The organism is Shinella sp. GW821-FHT11G07 (assembly GCF_058808115.1).
The window spans coordinates 408,250-424,067 of the sequence record NZ_JBXARJ010000001.1 but is presented as its reverse complement, the minus strand read 5'-3'; the positions used below and the strand labels follow the sequence as shown (position 1 = coordinate 424,067).

At 62.5% G+C, this 15,818-nt stretch carries 15 protein-coding genes; 8 read left to right on the top strand and 7 right to left on the bottom strand.

Annotated features, from left to right (window positions below; all coding sequences use genetic code 11):
* Nucleotides 1-11: 11 nt before the first annotated feature.
* From AC1RT2_RS01895 to AC1RT2_RS01870, 6 genes are all read left to right on the top strand, one after another.
* Nucleotides 12-1,436, top strand: coding sequence for an MFS transporter (locus tag AC1RT2_RS01895; RefSeq protein WP_493098956.1), 1,425 nt, complete (start codon nucleotides 12-14; stop codon nucleotides 1,434-1,436).
* A 181-nt stretch (nucleotides 1,437-1,617) separates the two neighbouring features.
* Complete coding sequence (gene ytfQ, locus AC1RT2_RS01890) at nucleotides 1,618-2,580, top strand: galactofuranose ABC transporter, galactofuranose-binding protein YtfQ (RefSeq protein ID WP_493098954.1); 963 nt, start codon at nucleotides 1,618-1,620, stop codon at nucleotides 2,578-2,580.
* Nucleotides 2,581-2,690: 110 nt separating this feature from the next.
* Complete coding sequence (ytfR, locus tag AC1RT2_RS01885) at nucleotides 2,691-4,211, top strand: galactofuranose ABC transporter, ATP-binding protein YtfR (protein WP_493098952.1); 1,521 nt, start codon at nucleotides 2,691-2,693, stop codon at nucleotides 4,209-4,211.
* Nucleotides 4,208-5,233, top strand: a complete 1,026-nt coding sequence (locus AC1RT2_RS01880; RefSeq protein WP_493098950.1) for an ABC transporter permease — start codon at nucleotides 4,208-4,210, stop codon at nucleotides 5,231-5,233. The genes ytfR and AC1RT2_RS01880 overlap by 4 nt, the downstream gene beginning before the upstream one ends.
* Nucleotides 5,230-6,198: a galactofuranose ABC transporter, permease protein YjfF gene (gene yjfF, locus AC1RT2_RS01875; protein ID WP_493098947.1), complete on the top strand. Its 969-nt coding sequence runs from the start codon at nucleotides 5,230-5,232 to the stop codon at nucleotides 6,196-6,198. Before AC1RT2_RS01880 ends, yjfF begins: the two co-directional genes overlap by 4 nt.
* Before the next feature lie 50 nt (nucleotides 6,199-6,248).
* Complete coding sequence (locus tag AC1RT2_RS01870) at nucleotides 6,249-6,998, top strand: FadR/GntR family transcriptional regulator (protein ID WP_493098945.1); 750 nt, start codon at nucleotides 6,249-6,251, stop codon at nucleotides 6,996-6,998.
* 39 nt (nucleotides 6,999-7,037) lie between these two features.
* Here AC1RT2_RS01870 and AC1RT2_RS01865 read toward each other — a convergent pair whose 3' ends face one another.
* The 7 genes from AC1RT2_RS01865 to AC1RT2_RS01835 form a co-directional block, all read right to left on the bottom strand.
* On the bottom strand, nucleotides 7,038-7,832 hold the full coding sequence (locus AC1RT2_RS01865) for an ABC transporter permease (RefSeq protein ID WP_493098943.1): 795 nt from the start codon (nucleotides 7,830-7,832) through the stop codon (nucleotides 7,038-7,040).
* Nucleotides 7,833-7,844: 12 nt separating this feature from the next.
* Entirely contained in the window at nucleotides 7,845-8,717 is an 873-nt protein-coding gene (locus AC1RT2_RS01860; RefSeq protein WP_493098941.1) for an ABC transporter permease, read from the bottom strand.
* Complete coding sequence (locus tag AC1RT2_RS01855) at nucleotides 8,714-9,781, bottom strand: ABC transporter ATP-binding protein (protein WP_493099549.1); 1,068 nt, start codon at nucleotides 9,779-9,781, stop codon at nucleotides 8,714-8,716. Before AC1RT2_RS01855 ends, AC1RT2_RS01860 begins: the two co-directional genes overlap by 4 nt.
* A gap of 128 nt (nucleotides 9,782-9,909) precedes the next feature.
* Entirely contained in the window at nucleotides 9,910-10,965 is a 1,056-nt protein-coding gene (locus AC1RT2_RS01850; RefSeq protein WP_493098939.1) for an ABC transporter substrate-binding protein, read from the bottom strand.
* 58 nt (nucleotides 10,966-11,023) lie between these two features.
* Nucleotides 11,024-11,686, bottom strand: coding sequence for an RraA family protein (locus AC1RT2_RS01845; protein ID WP_444798028.1), 663 nt, complete (start codon nucleotides 11,684-11,686; stop codon nucleotides 11,024-11,026).
* A gap of 11 nt (nucleotides 11,687-11,697) precedes the next feature.
* Nucleotides 11,698-12,501: a carbon-nitrogen hydrolase family protein gene (locus AC1RT2_RS01840; RefSeq protein ID WP_493098936.1), complete on the bottom strand. Its 804-nt coding sequence runs from the start codon at nucleotides 12,499-12,501 to the stop codon at nucleotides 11,698-11,700.
* A 104-nt stretch (nucleotides 12,502-12,605) separates the two neighbouring features.
* Nucleotides 12,606-13,502 (bottom strand): LysR family transcriptional regulator, encoded by an 897-nt coding sequence (locus AC1RT2_RS01835; RefSeq protein WP_493098934.1) that lies wholly within the window; start codon nucleotides 13,500-13,502, stop codon nucleotides 12,606-12,608.
* A gap of 398 nt (nucleotides 13,503-13,900) precedes the next feature.
* Here AC1RT2_RS01835 and AC1RT2_RS01830 point away from each other — a divergent pair, with 398 nt between their 5' ends.
* Nucleotides 13,901-14,362: a hypothetical protein gene (locus tag AC1RT2_RS01830; RefSeq protein ID WP_493098932.1), complete on the top strand. Its 462-nt coding sequence runs from the start codon at nucleotides 13,901-13,903 to the stop codon at nucleotides 14,360-14,362.
* Between the two features lie 66 nt (nucleotides 14,363-14,428).
* Nucleotides 14,429-15,811, top strand: coding sequence for a Dyp-type peroxidase (locus AC1RT2_RS01825; protein WP_493098930.1), 1,383 nt, complete (start codon nucleotides 14,429-14,431; stop codon nucleotides 15,809-15,811).
* Nucleotides 15,812-15,818 lie beyond the last annotated feature (7 nt).

Sequence of the window (15,818 nt, the reverse complement as noted above, 5' to 3'; positions counted from 1 at the left end):
TTGATATCGTGATGTCCTCCATTCCCGTTCCGCCGCTCCCCCTTCACCGCACCCGCATTGTCCCGGCCGTCGTCGCCGTGGCCTTCTTCATGCAGATGCTCGATAGCACGATCATCGCGACGTCGCTGCCGGCCATGGCGCAGGCCTTTTCGACGGATGTGGTGACGCTGAATGTCGGGTTCACTGCCTACCTGCTCGCCATGGCGGTGTTCATCCCACCGGCCGGCTGGCTCGCCGACCGGTTTGGCGCGCGGGAGGTCTTCCTGTCCGCCATCGTGTTGTTCACGCTGGCGTCCATCGCGTGTGGTTACTCCGGTTCGCTTTGGGAGTTCACGGCTGCACGGCTTTTTCAGGGGGCATCGGCAGCTCTGATGACGCCTGTGGGGCGCCAGCTCGTGTTGCGCGGTGCGCCGAAGGCCGAACTGGTCCGGGCGATCGCCACCATCACTTGGCCAGCGCTGATCGCGCCGGTGATCGGTCCGCTGATCGGAGCGTGGATCACCACCCATGCCGGCTGGCAGTGGAATTTCTTCATCAACCTGCCGCTCGGCCTTTTTGGCGTGGTGCTGGTTGCCTTCTTCGTGCCGCACGCGCCGGCAGAGGGTCGGCGGCCCTTTGACCTCGTCGGCTTTCTTCTGACTGGCAGCGCCCTTGCCTTGACGCTGGCGGGGCTCGAATTGTCCAGCGCATCGACTGGCGGAGCCGGTTCACTCGCCATTCTGGCCGTGGGCGTGCTGATGGGTTTCGTCGCGATCCTTCACCTTAAACGCACGACGCATCCGCTTCTCGATCTGGCAGTGCTGAAGGTCCCGACCTTCGCCTTTGCCACGCTTTCGGCGGGTACCGCAGGGCGGCTGGCCGTCAATGCCACACCGTTTCTGCTGCCGCTGCTCTTCCAGGTCGGCCTTGGCCTTGACGCGGTGGAGACAGGCACGCTCATCCTCGTCTATTTCCTCGGCAACCTGCTGATGAAGAGCGTGACGACGCCTGCGTTGCGCCTCTTCGGCTTCCGCACCGTGCTGGTGGCTAACGGCGTGGTAGCGGCCCTGACGATTGGTGCCTTCGCCTTCATCGACGGGCAAACGCCGCGTCTTCTCCTTTTCGCGCTGCTCATTGCCTGCGGCCTGTCACGCTCCATGCAGTTCACAGCGCTGACGACGATCGCCTTCGCCGATGTCACGCCGGCGCAGCGGAGTGCGGCAGCGACGATTTCGGCGATGTTGCAGCAGCTCGCCCAGTTGCTTGGCGTGGCCGTGGCGGCGGTCGTCATGCGCCTATCGTCCTACTTTGCTCCGCCGGCCGCGGACGGCGGCATGCTGATGGACATTCGTGCGGCCTTTCTCTGTGTCGCGGGCATCGGCTTTGTCTCCGCGCTGCGTTTTCTGGCACTCCCCGCCGGTGCCGGCGCGGAAGTTTCCGGACATCGGCGTCGCTAGACGCCGCGATGGGCGCATCGCGCGGTAGCGCGAGAAAGCCTCCGCTTCATTGCAGATACTCTACGTGACCCACGGTCATTGAGCCTTTCAAGGCGCAGGCCAATTTTGATGGTTTACAATAGTAATACAATATGATGTTTTAAGCGTGCTGCCGAGCGGCAGCTTTCTTTGGGAGGAAATCATGAAATTCAAAATCGCACTCGCGAGTGCCACGATCCTTGCTGTCTCGATGTTCGGCGCTGCGTCCGCCGCCGACCTGACGGTAGGTTTTTCGCAGATCGGATCCGAGTCGGGCTGGCGCGCGGCTGAAACGACCCTGACCAAGCAGCAGGCCGAACAGCGCGGCATCGACCTCAAGTTCGCCGATGCTCAGCAGAAGCAGGAAAACCAGATCAAGGCGTTGCGCTCCTTCATCGCGCAGGACGTCGATGCCATCCTCGTCGCTCCGGTCGTCGCCACCGGCTGGGACGAAGTGCTGCAGGAAGCCAAGGACGCGGAAATCCCGGTCATCCTGCTCGACCGCACGGTCGATGCGTCGCAGGACCTCTACATGACCGCCGTCACCTCGGACCTGGTGCACGAAGGCAAGGTCGCCGGCCAGTGGCTCGTCGATACGGTCGCTGGAAAGCCCTGCAATGTCGTCGAGCTTCAGGGCACGACGGGCTCCTCGCCGGCTATCGACCGCAAGAAGGGCTTTGAAGAGGCGCTTGCCGGCAAGGAGAACCTGAAGATCGTCCGCAGCCAGACCGGCGACTTCACCCGCACCAAGGGCAAGGAAGTCATGGAAAGCTTCCTGAAGGCGGAGGACGGCGGCAAGAACATCTGCGCGCTCTACGCCCACAACGACGACATGGCTGTCGGCGCCATCCAGGCGATCAAGGAAGCCGGCCTGAAGCCGGGCACCGACATCCTCGTCGTCTCGATCGATGCCGTTCCGGATATCTTCCAGGCGATGGCAGCCGGCGAGGCGAATGCCACCGTCGAGCTGACCCCGAACATGGCCGGCCCCGCCTTCGACGCCCTCGATGCCTTCCTCAAGGATGGCAAGGCGCCGCCGAAGTGGATCCAGACGGAATCCAAGCTCTACACCCAGGCCGACGATCCGGCGAAGGTCTATGAGGAGAAGAAGGGCCTCGGCTACTGATTTCTCCCCAGCGCCCCGCGTCCAGCTCCTAACGCGGCGCGGGGCATCTGCCTTGCCCGTCGCTTCACCTTCGGAAGGCGGCGGTCGGCGACGTTCATACGGGTGGCATCATGCAGCCGGTCAATTCCTATGTTCTCTCGGCGACGGCGATCGACAAGATCTTCCCCGGTGCCAAGGCGCTGAACCGCGTCGACTTCTCGCTGAAGCGCGGCGAGGTGCACGCGCTGCTCGGTGAAAACGGGGCGGGCAAATCGACGCTCGTCAAATGCCTGACGGGCGCCTATCGCCGCGACGGCGGTCATATCCTCGTCGATGGCGCAGAGGTCGATCCTCGCAATACGCTGGAGGCGCAGAACCTCGGTATCGGCACGGTTTACCAGGAGGTGAACCTTCTGGCCAACCTGACGGTCGCCGAAAACCTCTTTCTCGGCCGTCAGCCGAAGCGCTTCGGCCTGGTGAATGCCCGCGAGATGAACCGACGCGCCAGGGCGCTGCTTGCCGAATACGAACTCGACATTGATGTTACCGCGGAGCTTGCGGCCTATTCCGTGGCCGTGCAGCAGGTCGTCGCGATCGCCCGTGCCGTCGATCTTTCCGGCAAGGTGCTGATCCTCGACGAGCCGACGGCGAGCCTCGACGCGCATGAGGTCGCGATGCTTTTCCGCATCGTGCGGCGCCTCAAGGAACGTGGCCTGGGCATCGTCTTCATCACCCACTTCCTCGAACAGGTCTATGAAATCTCCGACCGCATCACCGTGCTGCGCAACGGGCAGCTTGTCGGCACGCGGGAGACGGCCGACCTGTCACGCCGCGACCTCATCGCCATGATGCTCGGCCGCGAACTGGTGCAGGAGGTCACGGCCGAGCACGGGCCGAAGGGCGAGGGCGGTGATGTGCGCTTTCGCTTCCGCAATTTCGGCCGCAAGGGCCATATCCAGCCCTTCGATCTCGATGTACGCGCCGGCGAGGTGGTCGGCATTGCCGGTCTGCTCGGCTCGGGCCGGACGGAGACCGCCGAAATCCTGTTCGGCGCCGAGCGTGCCGATAGCGGCACAGCGGAGGCGGACGGCCGAGCGCTCGACCTGTCCTCGCCGCGTGCGGCAATCCGCGAGAAATTCGGCTTCTGCCCGGAAGACCGCAAGATCGATGGTATCGTCGGCGATCTTTCCGTGCGCGAAAACATCGCGCTTGCCCTGCAGGCCCGGCGCGGCTGGACGCGGCCGATCAGCCGCAGCGAGCAGGACCGCCTGGCGGATCAGTACATCAAGGCGCTCGACATCCGCACGACGGACCGGGAAAAGCCGATCAAGCTGCTCTCCGGCGGCAACCAGCAGAAGGCGATCCTCGCCCGCTGGCTGGCGACCAACCCGGACTTCCTGATCCTCGACGAACCGACGCGCGGCATCGACGTCGGCGCGCATGCGGAAATCATCCGCCTTATCGAATCTCTCTGTGAAAAGGGCATGTCGCTGATCGTGATCTCTTCCGAACTCGAAGAACTCGTCGCCTATTCGAGCCGCGTCATCGTGCTGCGCGACAGGGCGCATGTCGCCGAACTGGCGGGCGGCCAGGTCACGACGGCCGGTATCGTCGAGGCCATCGCGTCGTCAACCGGGAGGGCGGACGCATGACCTCGACCTTCAAGGCCTATGCCATCCGCCTTCTTCCGCAGATCGTGGCACTCGCCCTCATCCTGCTCATGGTGTCGATTGCCTTTCCCGGTTTCTTCAAGCTCGAAATACAGAACGGCCGGCTCTATGGCAGCATGATCGACATCCTCAACCGCGGTGCGCCGGTGGCGCTGCTCGCCATCGGCATGACGGTCGTCATCGCCACCAAGGGCATAGACCTGTCCGTCGGGGCGGTCATGGCGATCTGCGGCGCCGTTGCCGCCGCCTGCATTACATCCGGCCACGGGCTGGCGATGACGCTGGTCATCACTCTTGGCACCGGCATCCTCTGCGGCCTGTGGAACGGATTTCTCGTCGCCGTGCTCGATATCCAGCCGATCATCGCGACGCTGGTGCTCATGGTCGCAGGCCGTGGCATCGCGCAGCTCATCACCGAAGGCGCCATCCTCACCTTCAACGATACGGGCCTGATCTTCATCGGCAGCGGGTCGCTTCTAGGCCTGCCCATGCCGGTGGTCATCTGGCTTGGCTTCGGTCTCATCGTCGCGTTCCTCGTGCGCCGGACAGCACTTGGCATGCTGATCGAGGCCCTCGGCGTCAATCGCCGCGCCTCCACGCTGTCGGGTGTGTCGACCCGCGTGCTGCTGATGGCTGCCTACGTGCTTTGCGGCCTCTGCGCCGCCATCGCCGGCATCATCGTTGCGGCCGATATCCGCGGTGCTGATGCCAACAATGCCGGTCTCTGGCTGGAACTCGATGCGATCCTCGCGGTGGTCGTCGGGGGGACGTCGCTGCTCGGCGGGCGGTTCTCCATCGCCGCCTCCCTGCTGGGTGCCCTCATCATCCAGTCGATCAATACGGGCATCCTGCTGTCCGGTTTCCCACCCGAGTTCAACCTCATCATCAAGGCCGCGATCATCGTGCTGATCCTGGTCATCCAGTCGCCACGCGCGCAATCGGCCTTCGTCTTCCTCTCTCGCCCACGGGCACAGGACAAGAAGACGGAGCAGGAGGCGAAATGAACCCGCGTTATCTTCCCCTTGCCGCCACGGTCGCGATCTTCCTGATCGCCTATGCCATCTGCTTTGCACAATATCCGAACATGCTGTCGACGCGGGTGATCGGCAACCTTCTCACCGACAATGCCTTCCTCGGCATCGCCGCCGTCGGCATGACCTTCGTCATCCTCTCGGGCGGCATCGACCTGTCGATCGGCGCGGTCATCGCTTTCACGGGCGTGTTTCTGGCGGTCCTGCTCGAATCGACGTCGATCCACCCGCTGGCCGCCTTCGCGCTGGCGCTCGTCGTCACAACGGCCTTCGGCGCGCTGATGGGGGCCATCATCCACCATCTCGAAATGCCGCCTTTCATCGTCACGCTGGCAGGCATGTTCCTGGCACGCGGCATGGCCTTCGTGCTGTCGATCGACTCGATCCCGATCAAGCACCCGTTCTACGCCACGCTGAAGAGCCTCTACTACAAGCTGCCCGGCGGAGGACGCATCACGCTGATCGGCGGCCTGATGCTTCTCGTCTTCCTGGCGGGCATGCTGGTTGCGCACCGCACCCGCTTCGGCGCGAATGTCTATGCGCTCGGCGGCGGTGCGGCGACGGCGCGGTTGATGGGCGTACCGATCGGCCGCACGACGATCCTGATCTACGCGCTTTCCGGCTTTCTTGCCGGTCTCGCCGGGATCGTCTTCTCGCTCTACACCTCGGCGGGCTATTCGCTGGCAACTGTCGGCGTGGAGCTGGATGCCATCGCTGCGGTGGTCATCGGCGGCACGCTTCTGACGGGCGGCTCTGGCTTCATCGCCGGCACGCTGGTCGGCATCCTCATCCAGGGGCTCATCCAGACCTACATCACCTTTGACGGCTCGTTGTCGAGCTGGTGGACGAAGATCCTTATCGGCCTGCTGCTCTTCGCTTTCATCCTTCTCCAGAAGGGGCTCATCCATGTCACGGGTCGAAGGAGGCGGTATGCCTGACGTCCACCCGGCCCCGCTTGCTGCTCGACGGCGCCGAGGTTAGCGGGCCGATGCGCAAGAAGGGCCTGCTCGAAACGATGGTGAGTGGAGCGGTGGCGCATACCAGCCATTCGCAGGTCGTCACCGAACTCGGCAAGGCCATCGTTTCCGGCGAGTTTCCCGTCGGAGCCACGCTGCCCGGCGACGTCGAGCTGGCAGCCCGCTTCGGGGTGTCGCGCACCGTTCTGCGCGAGGCGATGAAGACGCTCGCTGCCAAGGGACTCATCGTGCCGCGCGCCCGCATCGGCACGCGGGTGACGCCCAAGGACCAATGGAACCTCTTCGACGGCGACATCCTCACCTGGCATTTCGCTGTCGGCGTGGATAAGGATTTCCTGCTGCATCTCAGCGATATCCGCGGCGGTTTCGAGCCGCATGCCGCAGCGCTGGCGGCCCGCCATGCGAACGAGGCGGAAATCAACCAGATGATGCGCCTCGCCGTCGCCATGGGCGACCCGGATCATACGCCGGAAACACTGGCCCTTGCCGACCTGCGCTTTCACCTCGCGGTGATGGAGGCCTCGCACAATCCGTTCATGCGCACCGTGGGCAGCCTCATCGAAGCGGCGCTTGCCGGGGTCTTCAAGCTGAGTTCGCCGGCTGCCGACCGGGGCAAGATCGGCGATGTCGCGGCCAATCATATGCGGATCGTCGAGGAGATCCGCCGCCGCGACGAGGAGGGCGCGCGCCAGGCGATGTGGAACGTCATCCGTGTCGGCCGGCGGCGCATTCTTTCCGGGGTGGATGATCGAGGGGGCTGACGGCTATCAAGCGTCAGCCCCCTCGATCGGCGCAACCGACTATTTGACGAAGGCCTTGCCGAGTCCCATGGCCCGCTCCACGATCATGATCACGGCCAATGTCAGCAGGATCAGCAGCGCCGAGGCGGCAGCCACCAACGGATCGGCCTGGTTATAGACGTAGTTGTAGAGCTCGACGGGCAGCGTGCTGATGCGCGGGCCGGTGAGGAACAGCGTGATCACCACCTCGTCGAAGGAGACGAGGAAACACAGGGCTGCCGCCGCGACGATCCCCGGCGTCAGCATGGGCACGGTGACGCGGAAGAACACGGTGAGCGGCTTGGCGCCGAGTGTGCGCGCGGCCTCCTCGCAGGCGCGGTCCTGCGTGCTCAGCGATACGGCAAGCACACGCAGCGCATAGGGCAGGGTCACCACCAGATGGGCGAAGACCAGGCCCTGCATCGTCGCGAGCAGCCCGAAGGAGGCGAAGACGATGAGGATGGCGAGGCCGAGCACGATGGTCGGCAGCAACAGCGGCGCGGTGAAGATGTTGAACAGCAGGTCGCGGCCGGCGAAGCGAAGCCGGGTCATTACCCAGGCGGCAGGCACGGCGATGATGATCGACAGCACGGTGACGACCGCCGCCAGCGACAGGCTCGTCCAGAATGCTTTCAACATCTGGCTGTTGGCAAACAGCGCCGAATACCAACGCGTTGACCAGAAGGATGGCGGGAAGCGCAGCACCTGGTCGCCGGAAAACGACAGCGGAAAGACGAGCAGCACCGGCGCCAGCAGGTAGACGAACAGCAGGAAGACGATGATGCGCATCGGCCAGGAGGTCTTGTGGATTTCCATTGGATTTTCCTCCTAGTCCAGTCGCCGCAGCACGGCGGAATAAGCCCACAGCGCCGCACCGAAGACGATGAGCACGAGGATCGACAGCGTCGAGGCGAGCGGCCAGTTGAGCGTGACGATCGCCTGGTCGTAGATCTCGGTCGCGAGCAGGAAGACCCGCCCACCGCCCATCAGCTTCGGCGTGATGAAGGACGAGACCGCCAGCACGAAGCAGAGCAGGCAGCCAAGCGCGATGCCGGGCAGCGTCAAGGGCAGGATGACCTTGGTAAAGGTGCGGGCGGGCGTGGCGCCAAGTGTACGCGCCGCCTCCTCCACACGCGGATCGAGCCGGCCGAAGCCCGCCATCAGCGCGAGGATCATGTAGGGCATCAGGATTTCGGTGAGGCCGATGAAGACGCCCTTGATGTTGAACATCAGGCTCGGCGCCGGCAGGCCGACCGCCTTGATGGCGCTGATCACCGGCCCGTCGTCGGTAAGGATTGCGATCCAGCCATAGGTGCGCACCACCGCGGAGGTGAGCAGCGGCGAGATGACCAGCACTGTGAGAAAGGTCCGCCAGGAACCCGATGCGCGGTGCAGGTAGAGCGCGATCGGATAGGAGACGACAAGCGTCGTCAGCGTGATTGCCAGGCTGATCCAGACGGAGTTGAACACCAGTTCGAGATAGAACGGATCGCTGAGCAGGCCCGCCCAGTTTTCCCAGGTGAAGACGGCCTCCATCCCGCCGCCGACACGCGATTTGTTGAAGGAATAGCGCGCGAGGTTCAGGACCGGCAGGATGAAGCCGACCGCGTTGATGAGTGCGATCGGTAAGAGCAGGAGGACGGCGAGCTCGCCGTCGCGCCATTGGCGAGCGGGGCGGGGAAGGGCGGGGACGGCGCTCATTTCTCGTCCGCCGGATAAACGAGGGTGTCTTCCGCCGACCAGCCGAGCGTGACGCCGTCACCGACGGCAAGCGGGCTGCGATCGCGCCGCGTCGCTTCTTCCACGACGATCTCGTCGCCGCCGACGCGCACCGCATATTGCACGAGGTCGCCAATGAAGATGATGCCCGACACGGTGCCCTGAACCTTGTTCGCGGCCTCACCCGTCTCCTGCAGGCGGATGCGGTGCGGACGCACGAGGATGTCCACGGCCCCCGGCACCAGCGTCGTGGCGGAACGCAGCTGCTGACCCGCGGCCATCAGCGTGCCTTCCGATGTGACAGCACCCTTGAGACGGTTCGTGCGGCCGACGAAATTGGCGACGAAGGCCGTTGCAGGCCGCTCGTAGACTTCGGTCGGCGTGCCGAATTGCTCGACCTGACCGCCTCGCATCACCACGACGCGGTCACACATCGAAAGCGCCTCGACCTGGTCATGCGTGACGAAGACCGCGGTGATGCCGCTCTGCTGCTGGAGGGCGCGGATCTGTACGCGCATCTCGTCGCGCAGCTTCGCGTCGAGGTTGGACAGCGGCTCGTCGAGAAGCAGGATCGAGGGCTCTATGACGAGTGCACGGGCAAGCGCCACGCGCTGTTGCTGGCCACCGGACAACTCCTTTGGCTTGCGGTGGGCGAGATGACTGAGTTGGACCATCTCGAGCGCCTGCGTCGCGCGGGTTTCAGCTTCGCGTGCCGGAACGTTGCGCATCTGCAGGCCGAACGCCACGTTGCTGGCGACGTTCATGTGCGGAAACAGTGCATAGCTCTGGAACACCATGCCCATGTCACGATCATGGATGGGAAGCTGCGTGATGTCGCGCCCGCCCACCTTGATCTGGCCCCGGGAGGGTTTGTTGAGGCCTGCGATGATGCGCAGCGTCGTGGTCTTTCCACATCCCGACGGGCCGAGAAAGGCGACCATCTCACCCTTGCGGACGGAAAGATCGAGCGAAGGGATCACGTTGACGGCGCCGAAGCTGACGCCGATCCCTTCCAGTCTGAGATGCTCCTCCGGAGCGGAAGTCATGGGCATGGGACAACTCCTGGGGCAATTCCAGCAAAAGGCGCAGCAGTTCTACGGGTGGAATTGCACAAAAACAAAGAGATAGAGCGTTTCCGCGATTCGGGGAAAAGCGAAAACGCCCTGGACCGGGATCAGCGGCTAAGCGGAATGACGCGGCGGCGCCACTGCTCGGTAATGGCTTCGCGGATCTTGGCGACCTCGAGCCAGTTGATGTCGATCATCTTGTCCATCGCACCGGCGGCGGTGCGTTCCATCGCCTTTTCCGAGATCAGCGCTGCGGCCTTGGAGTTGGTCGGCGCGTAGAACATCTGCTCGGTGAAGGCAGCCTGTGCCTCCGGGCTCAGCGCATAGTCGATGAACTTCTTGGCGCTGTCGCTGGCAGGTCCCCCTTTGATGAGGCCGATCACGTTGATCTGAAAGCCGCTGCCTTCTTCCGGCAGCACGACGCCGAGTTTGCCGTCTGAGAGATCGGCATAGACCTGCGCACGGGCATTCCAGCCGATGCCGATCGCTGCCGTGCCGCTGGAGATCGGCTGGTAGACATCCGGCCGCGGCTCCCATGTCTGGACGAGGGGGGCGAGCGCCTCAAGCCGCGTGATGCCGGCCTCGACGCTTTCGATGTAGTTCGTGCCGCCGGCCATCTTGTCGGTGATGATGGTGAACGTCGTGCCCTGGATGTCCGGCACGGCTGGGATCGAGACCTGCTTGGCATATTGCTCGTCCCAGAGCGCATTCCACGAGGTCGGCGCTTGTTTCACCTTGTCGGTGTTGTAGAGCAGGATGAGATTGTCGAAGGTGACGCCGACGGCATTGACGCCCTCCACTTTCGCCTGCGGATAGAGGTCGGCGATATGTTTCGTGACCGTATCGTCCATCGGGGCGAAAATGCCCTCGTCGGTCGCGGCCTTCGCCACCGAGACGTCCATGATGGCGATATCGATCTGCGGGGCGCTGGCCTGCGCCCTCAGCGTGCCCAGCATCTGGGCGGAGTTGGGCATGCCGTAGAACTCGACGGTGATGTCCGGATTGGCCTTCATGAAGGGCTCGACGACGGCCTTCACGTAATTTTCCTGGAAGATGCCGGAATAGGCCGTCAGGACGACGGTATCGGCCATCGCCACGGAGGTAGCGAGGGCCATTGCAAGCGCGGCAAGGCCAGCGCGGGTTGCGTTCTTCATTGCGGTCATGAGATTTCCTCTCCTCTTGAACCGATTGTTCCCATTATGTTTATCGTATTGGGCCGCCTCAGGCGGCCGAGGCTTCCACGATTCTCGTGGCGCCGGAAATGTCGGGCAGCTTTTCGCCGTTGCGCAGCCGCTCTAGCAGGACAAGTTCGCTTTCCTGCATGCCGAGCGCCTTGTCGACGGCCCATTCCGCCTTCGACGGATCAAGCACCAGCACACCGCTCTCGTCGGCAATGATGGCGTCGCCGGGGTTGACCGTCTGGCCGCCGACCGAGACCGGCACGTTGATCGCGCCTTCGAGGCCGAGGATCTTGGTGGTGATCGGCGAGGGGCCACGGCACCACATCGGCAGGTCGACGCGGCGGATTTCGGAAAAGTCGGTCGCCGGGCCATCGATGACTGCGCCGACGATACCGCCGAGCTTCATCGAATGGGTGACCACGCCGCCCCAGCAGGCATGTTTGTCATCGCCGCAACGGTCGACGACGATGAAGTCACCCGGTCGGACCAGCTTGGTGAGATAGTGCAGGATGGTCGAGTCGGCATGCGGCAGGCGCACAGTGACGGCCGTGCCGGCGATACGCTTTTCCGGCAGGACCGCACGCAGCTCCCGGTTCAGGAAACCCGAATGCAGGAAATGGCCGACCGTCGCGGTCTCGACCTGTTCCATCTTCTTGATGAGTGCCGGAGCGATCTGCTGCGGCATGGCATTGACGATGAACATATGAGATTTCCTTACAGAACGTGATGCTGGGCGACGGGCACGTCGCGGCGCACCGTGCCGATGCGATCTAGGTCGAGACGGGCAGACGCGGTACTGACACCGTCCGAGCACTGGGCGACCATGTGGCCCCAGGGGTCGATGACCATGGAATGGCCCCAGCACCACTTCTTGCCGTCCGCATGGGCGCCGGCCTGGCCGACTGCCGCGAAATAGGTCTGGGTCTCGATGGCCCGCGCCCGGGCGAGCACTTCCCAATGGTCCTTGCCGGTCATCAGTGTGAAGGCGGCAGGAAGCACGATGACGTCCGCGCCCTTGTCGCGCAGCGCCCGGAAGAGTTCGGGGAAGCGGATGTCGTAGCAGATGGCGCAGCCGACGGTGGTGTCGCCGACCTTGTAGGTTACCACATCCTCGCCACGGCCGATCGTGTCGGACTCGCGGTAGGAGACGCCGCCGGGCGTGTCGACGTCGAACAGGTGGATCTTGCGGTACTTGGCGATTTCCTTGCCTTCGGGGCCGAAGACCACGGTGGCATTGTAGTGGTTGTTACCGGATTTTTCGACCATCGAGCCGCAATGCAGCGTCACGCCGAGTTCCTTGGCAAGCGCTGCGAAGCGCTGATAGGTCGGGCCGTCCGGAAAGCTTTCACCGCTGCCATGGACCGCATCGCGACCCTCGCCGAGAAAGGCGAAATATTCCGGCAATACCACCAGATCCGGCGTCTCGGCGGCCACGACCTCACGCACCATCCGCTCGGCGTCGTCGAGGTTTTTCGCTTTGTCGGAACCGGAATTCATTTGCACAACACTGATCTTCATCGAAGTCCTCCAAGTCTCAGTCGGGGTATCGTCATGCCTCGCGATTGGAATGACAAACGATAAAGAATTGTCGGGAGCGATAGAAAAAACTTGTGCAGACTGTTTTACGCCGTAATGCCTTTCGTATCGAGAGACGCTTCGCGCGCAATCACCGAAAGCATTGAAGGGATTAGGTTTTCCGGATCATCCGCGTAGACGGCATGCAGTTTCAGGGCGGGGAAATGCGGCGTGATCGATAATAGCTCGACGACGCCCTCGGCAACCATCGGCACCACCATGGGCACCGGTAGCAGCGCGACGCCGATGCCGTCGCGGGCAAGCCGCAGCATGGCGGAAAGCGAGTTGGAGTTTGAAATGACCGGCGGCTGCACGCCGAGTTCTTCGAACTGACGGAGTAGCCAGACATGCGGCACGCTGTTGCGAGAGAAGGTGAGCACCGGATAGTTGGAAAGGTCCTGCAGGCTGAGTTCGCGGCCACCGAGCCCGAAGGATGGGGTAGCGACCCAAGCGCATTCCATGGTGCCGAGATCGATGTTCTTGAGGCCCGGGGTGAGAACCGGCCCCATCAGCAGCGCGAGATCCAGCCGCCGCTCGCTGACCTCACGGCCGATCGCGAGTGACGTATCGACATTGAGGTCGAGCCCGAGCGAAGGAAAGCGTTCCTTCACACGCTCGATGAAATTGGGCAGCCAGGCATGCACGATGGAATCGATGGTGCCGATCGACACGGTAGCGCGCAGATGCTGCGGGCTGCCGATCGCCACCTTGAAGCTGGTCGCGGCTTTCAGCAGCTCCTCGGCCGGCTGCATGGCGCGCTGGCCGACGGTCGAGAGCCGCACGCCGCCCGGCATCCGTTCGAAAAGCTCGCAGCCCATCTCAGCCTCGAGGCTGGCAATGCGGTTGGAAACGGCCGCCTGCGTCGCATTCAGCCGCTCGGCCGCGGCGCGAAAGCTTCCGAGCCGCGCGACCCATACGAACGTTTCGACGAAGCGCAGATTCATTGCTGGTCCATCCCATGAGCAGATAACCGCTTCGATATACCCGCCAACCGGCAATTTCTACGCCTTGCGGTCCCGCGGCTCATCGGTGGGGCGGAAGCCTGAACCGAGCCAAACTGCTGCACTTTACCTGCAGGGCTTGGAGAATGTCCTGCCGATCGAGCCCCATATTCCCGTCCAGGACGGTTTGGAACGTGATTTGCCGTTGGTGTGGATAGCGACTCGTGGCCTTTGGCTGCATCGCGATCTAGGGCCTTAACGAGCTGAATTATCATCACATTCGAGATTTTATAAGATTATTTACAGCGTTATGCGCCATAACCTTTGGTTGTTTATTGAATCAAAGGTGGATATATGTTTTAGTTAAGGTTGAATTTCCAATTATTGCTGGAGGAATGTCGATGGCGCACGCATTGAATCTTACCATGCCCCTGAAGCAGGATGTGGAAACGCAAAAGACGCTGGCGCATATAAAATCAATATTTGCCGATAATATACAGCCGCTAATCGACGCGGCGCTCAGAAAATCAGAGATCGTGCATTTTGGGCGTGTTTTGGTCATAGACGACAAGTATATTCAGGTTATTACCGAATACGACGGAGGCCATAAAGAATATACGGAGTTCTTCCGGCGGGAGCTCCCGGAGGTATTCAAAACTATATTTTCTTTGGTGGAAGGTGCCCCCGACTGGAATACGATGGATGAGCACGCCTTCTTCGAGTTTGCCAAGAAGCACCAGATCACGTCGCTCGGGCGCTCCACAACGGGGGATACCGGCGTAACCGGCGAAGCCGCGGGCTACCTCTTTTGCGCTTACGACGACCGCGAGGTCAGAGACTTGCTTCCTTTGTTAAAAGATTGAGTTGAACGGCGCGCACCTGCAAGGGCGCTGCGAAGATGCTCGATTACTCGGGAACGGAGAAGGATCATGTCCGATCTTGATCGATCCGACGTGCAGGCTTTGATTGTCACTCCTTATAAGTGTCCGCTTTCCCGTCACCTTCTTTTCTCGGTTGGTGACGCTGCTGCCGGCCGAAAATTCATAGAAGACGTCCTACCCAAAGTAACCTTCGCGGACCAAGAGACGGAGGCGCATTCCGAGAAGTTGCTCAATATCTCGTTGACATGGCAAGGCCTGCTGAAGCTGCGGGCATTCGACGAAACCGGAGGGGCATCGGCGGCCGAGGCGGCTTTTCCGTGGCACTTCAAGGATTTGCCTGATGCCCAGTCGCTTCGCGTCGCGGGGGATAGCGACCCGGCAAACTGGTGGAACAAACAATTCGCCAGTGCCGAAATTCACATCATAGTCCATTGTTACACGCACACCGACGCACTGATGGAGGATCTGAGCGAAGGCGTTCGGGCATCTGCCTCAGCCCACGGGCTCAAGGAACTGCTTCCCACGCGGGACAATGCGGCAATCTCGGGCCGCGCTTTTGCGGGTCGTCAACTGCATTTCGGATATCAGGACGGAATTTCGCACCCTCCCGTGAACTGGGATGACCTGCCGGATCGTCCAGACCTGCTGCCGCGTGGGATGTTCCTGATCGATGAATGGCTCGAAGAGCACCAGTCGTTTCCGCGCCACCCACCGTTCCGGCAGTTTGTGAGGAACGGAAGCTACATGGCTTTTGCCTGGGTCTATCAGGACGTCGCGGCCTTTCGCACGTTCCTGAAGGAAACCGGTCCGGCGTTACGTCCCGATCTCGCCGCGCCGGAAGCGGAGGAGTGGCTTGCGGCCAAGCTGATGGGGCGTTGGCGCAGCGGCGCGCCGCTGGTCCTGGCACCCGAGGCGGATGATGCGGGCCTCGCGCTTGCCAATGATTTCACTTATGCCGAGGATGCCGATGGCGTTCGCTGTCCGTTTGCGGCGCATGTTCGCATCGTCAACGGGCGCGACCAACCGCTGAATGCCGCCAACAAGGCAATGTTCCCAGGCGGGTTTCCAAGGGTCCTTCGCCGGGGCACGCCCTACGGATCGGACTTGCAAGGTGATGAAGATGACGGTCAGGATCGTGGCGTGGTCGGTATGTTCCTCTGCGCGAATTTGAACCAGCAGTTTTATTCGCTGACCCGCTGGATGGGAAAAACCGACTTCAGCGACGTCTATGCCAACCCGCGAGGGCAGGACCCTATCACTGGCGTGCGTGCATTTCCGAGAGCCTCCCCGGAGTTCGTCATTCCGACAGCAGGCGGACAGGATCCGCATGTCGTCAAAGGGCTTGCACAGTTCATACGTTTTCAAGGTATTGCGCCTGCGCTCGTTCCAAGCGCAACCACGTTGCGTGCACTGGCGCGGCCGCTTCAATGACCAATCC

Coding starts and splice junctions, on each gene's coding strand:
- AC1RT2_RS01895 (WP_493098956.1), top strand. CDS start 12: ATGTCCTCCATTCCCGTTCCGCCGCTCCCCCTTCACCGCACCCGCATT.
- ytfQ (WP_493098954.1), top strand. CDS start 1,618: ATGAAATTCAAAATCGCACTCGCGAGTGCCACGATCCTTGCTGTCTCG.
- ytfR (WP_493098952.1), top strand. CDS start 2,691: ATGCAGCCGGTCAATTCCTATGTTCTCTCGGCGACGGCGATCGACAAG.
- AC1RT2_RS01880 (WP_493098950.1), top strand. CDS start 4,208: ATGACCTCGACCTTCAAGGCCTATGCCATCCGCCTTCTTCCGCAGATC.
- yjfF (WP_493098947.1), top strand. CDS start 5,230: ATGAACCCGCGTTATCTTCCCCTTGCCGCCACGGTCGCGATCTTCCTG.
- AC1RT2_RS01870 (WP_493098945.1), top strand. CDS start 6,249: ATGCGCAAGAAGGGCCTGCTCGAAACGATGGTGAGTGGAGCGGTGGCG.
- AC1RT2_RS01865 (WP_493098943.1), bottom strand. CDS start 7,832: ATGGAAATCCACAAGACCTCCTGGCCGATGCGCATCATCGTCTTCCTG.
- AC1RT2_RS01860 (WP_493098941.1), bottom strand. CDS start 8,717: ATGAGCGCCGTCCCCGCCCTTCCCCGCCCCGCTCGCCAATGGCGCGAC.
- AC1RT2_RS01855 (WP_493099549.1), bottom strand. CDS start 9,781: ATGACTTCCGCTCCGGAGGAGCATCTCAGACTGGAAGGGATCGGCGTC.
- AC1RT2_RS01850 (WP_493098939.1), bottom strand. CDS start 10,965: ATGACCGCAATGAAGAACGCAACCCGCGCTGGCCTTGCCGCGCTTGCA.
- AC1RT2_RS01845 (WP_444798028.1), bottom strand. CDS start 11,686: ATGTTCATCGTCAATGCCATGCCGCAGCAGATCGCTCCGGCACTCATC.
- AC1RT2_RS01840 (WP_493098936.1), bottom strand. CDS start 12,501: ATGAAGATCAGTGTTGTGCAAATGAATTCCGGTTCCGACAAAGCGAAA.
- AC1RT2_RS01835 (WP_493098934.1), bottom strand. CDS start 13,502: ATGAATCTGCGCTTCGTCGAAACGTTCGTATGGGTCGCGCGGCTCGGA.
- AC1RT2_RS01830 (WP_493098932.1), top strand. CDS start 13,901: ATGGCGCACGCATTGAATCTTACCATGCCCCTGAAGCAGGATGTGGAA.
- AC1RT2_RS01825 (WP_493098930.1), top strand. CDS start 14,429: ATGTCCGATCTTGATCGATCCGACGTGCAGGCTTTGATTGTCACTCCT.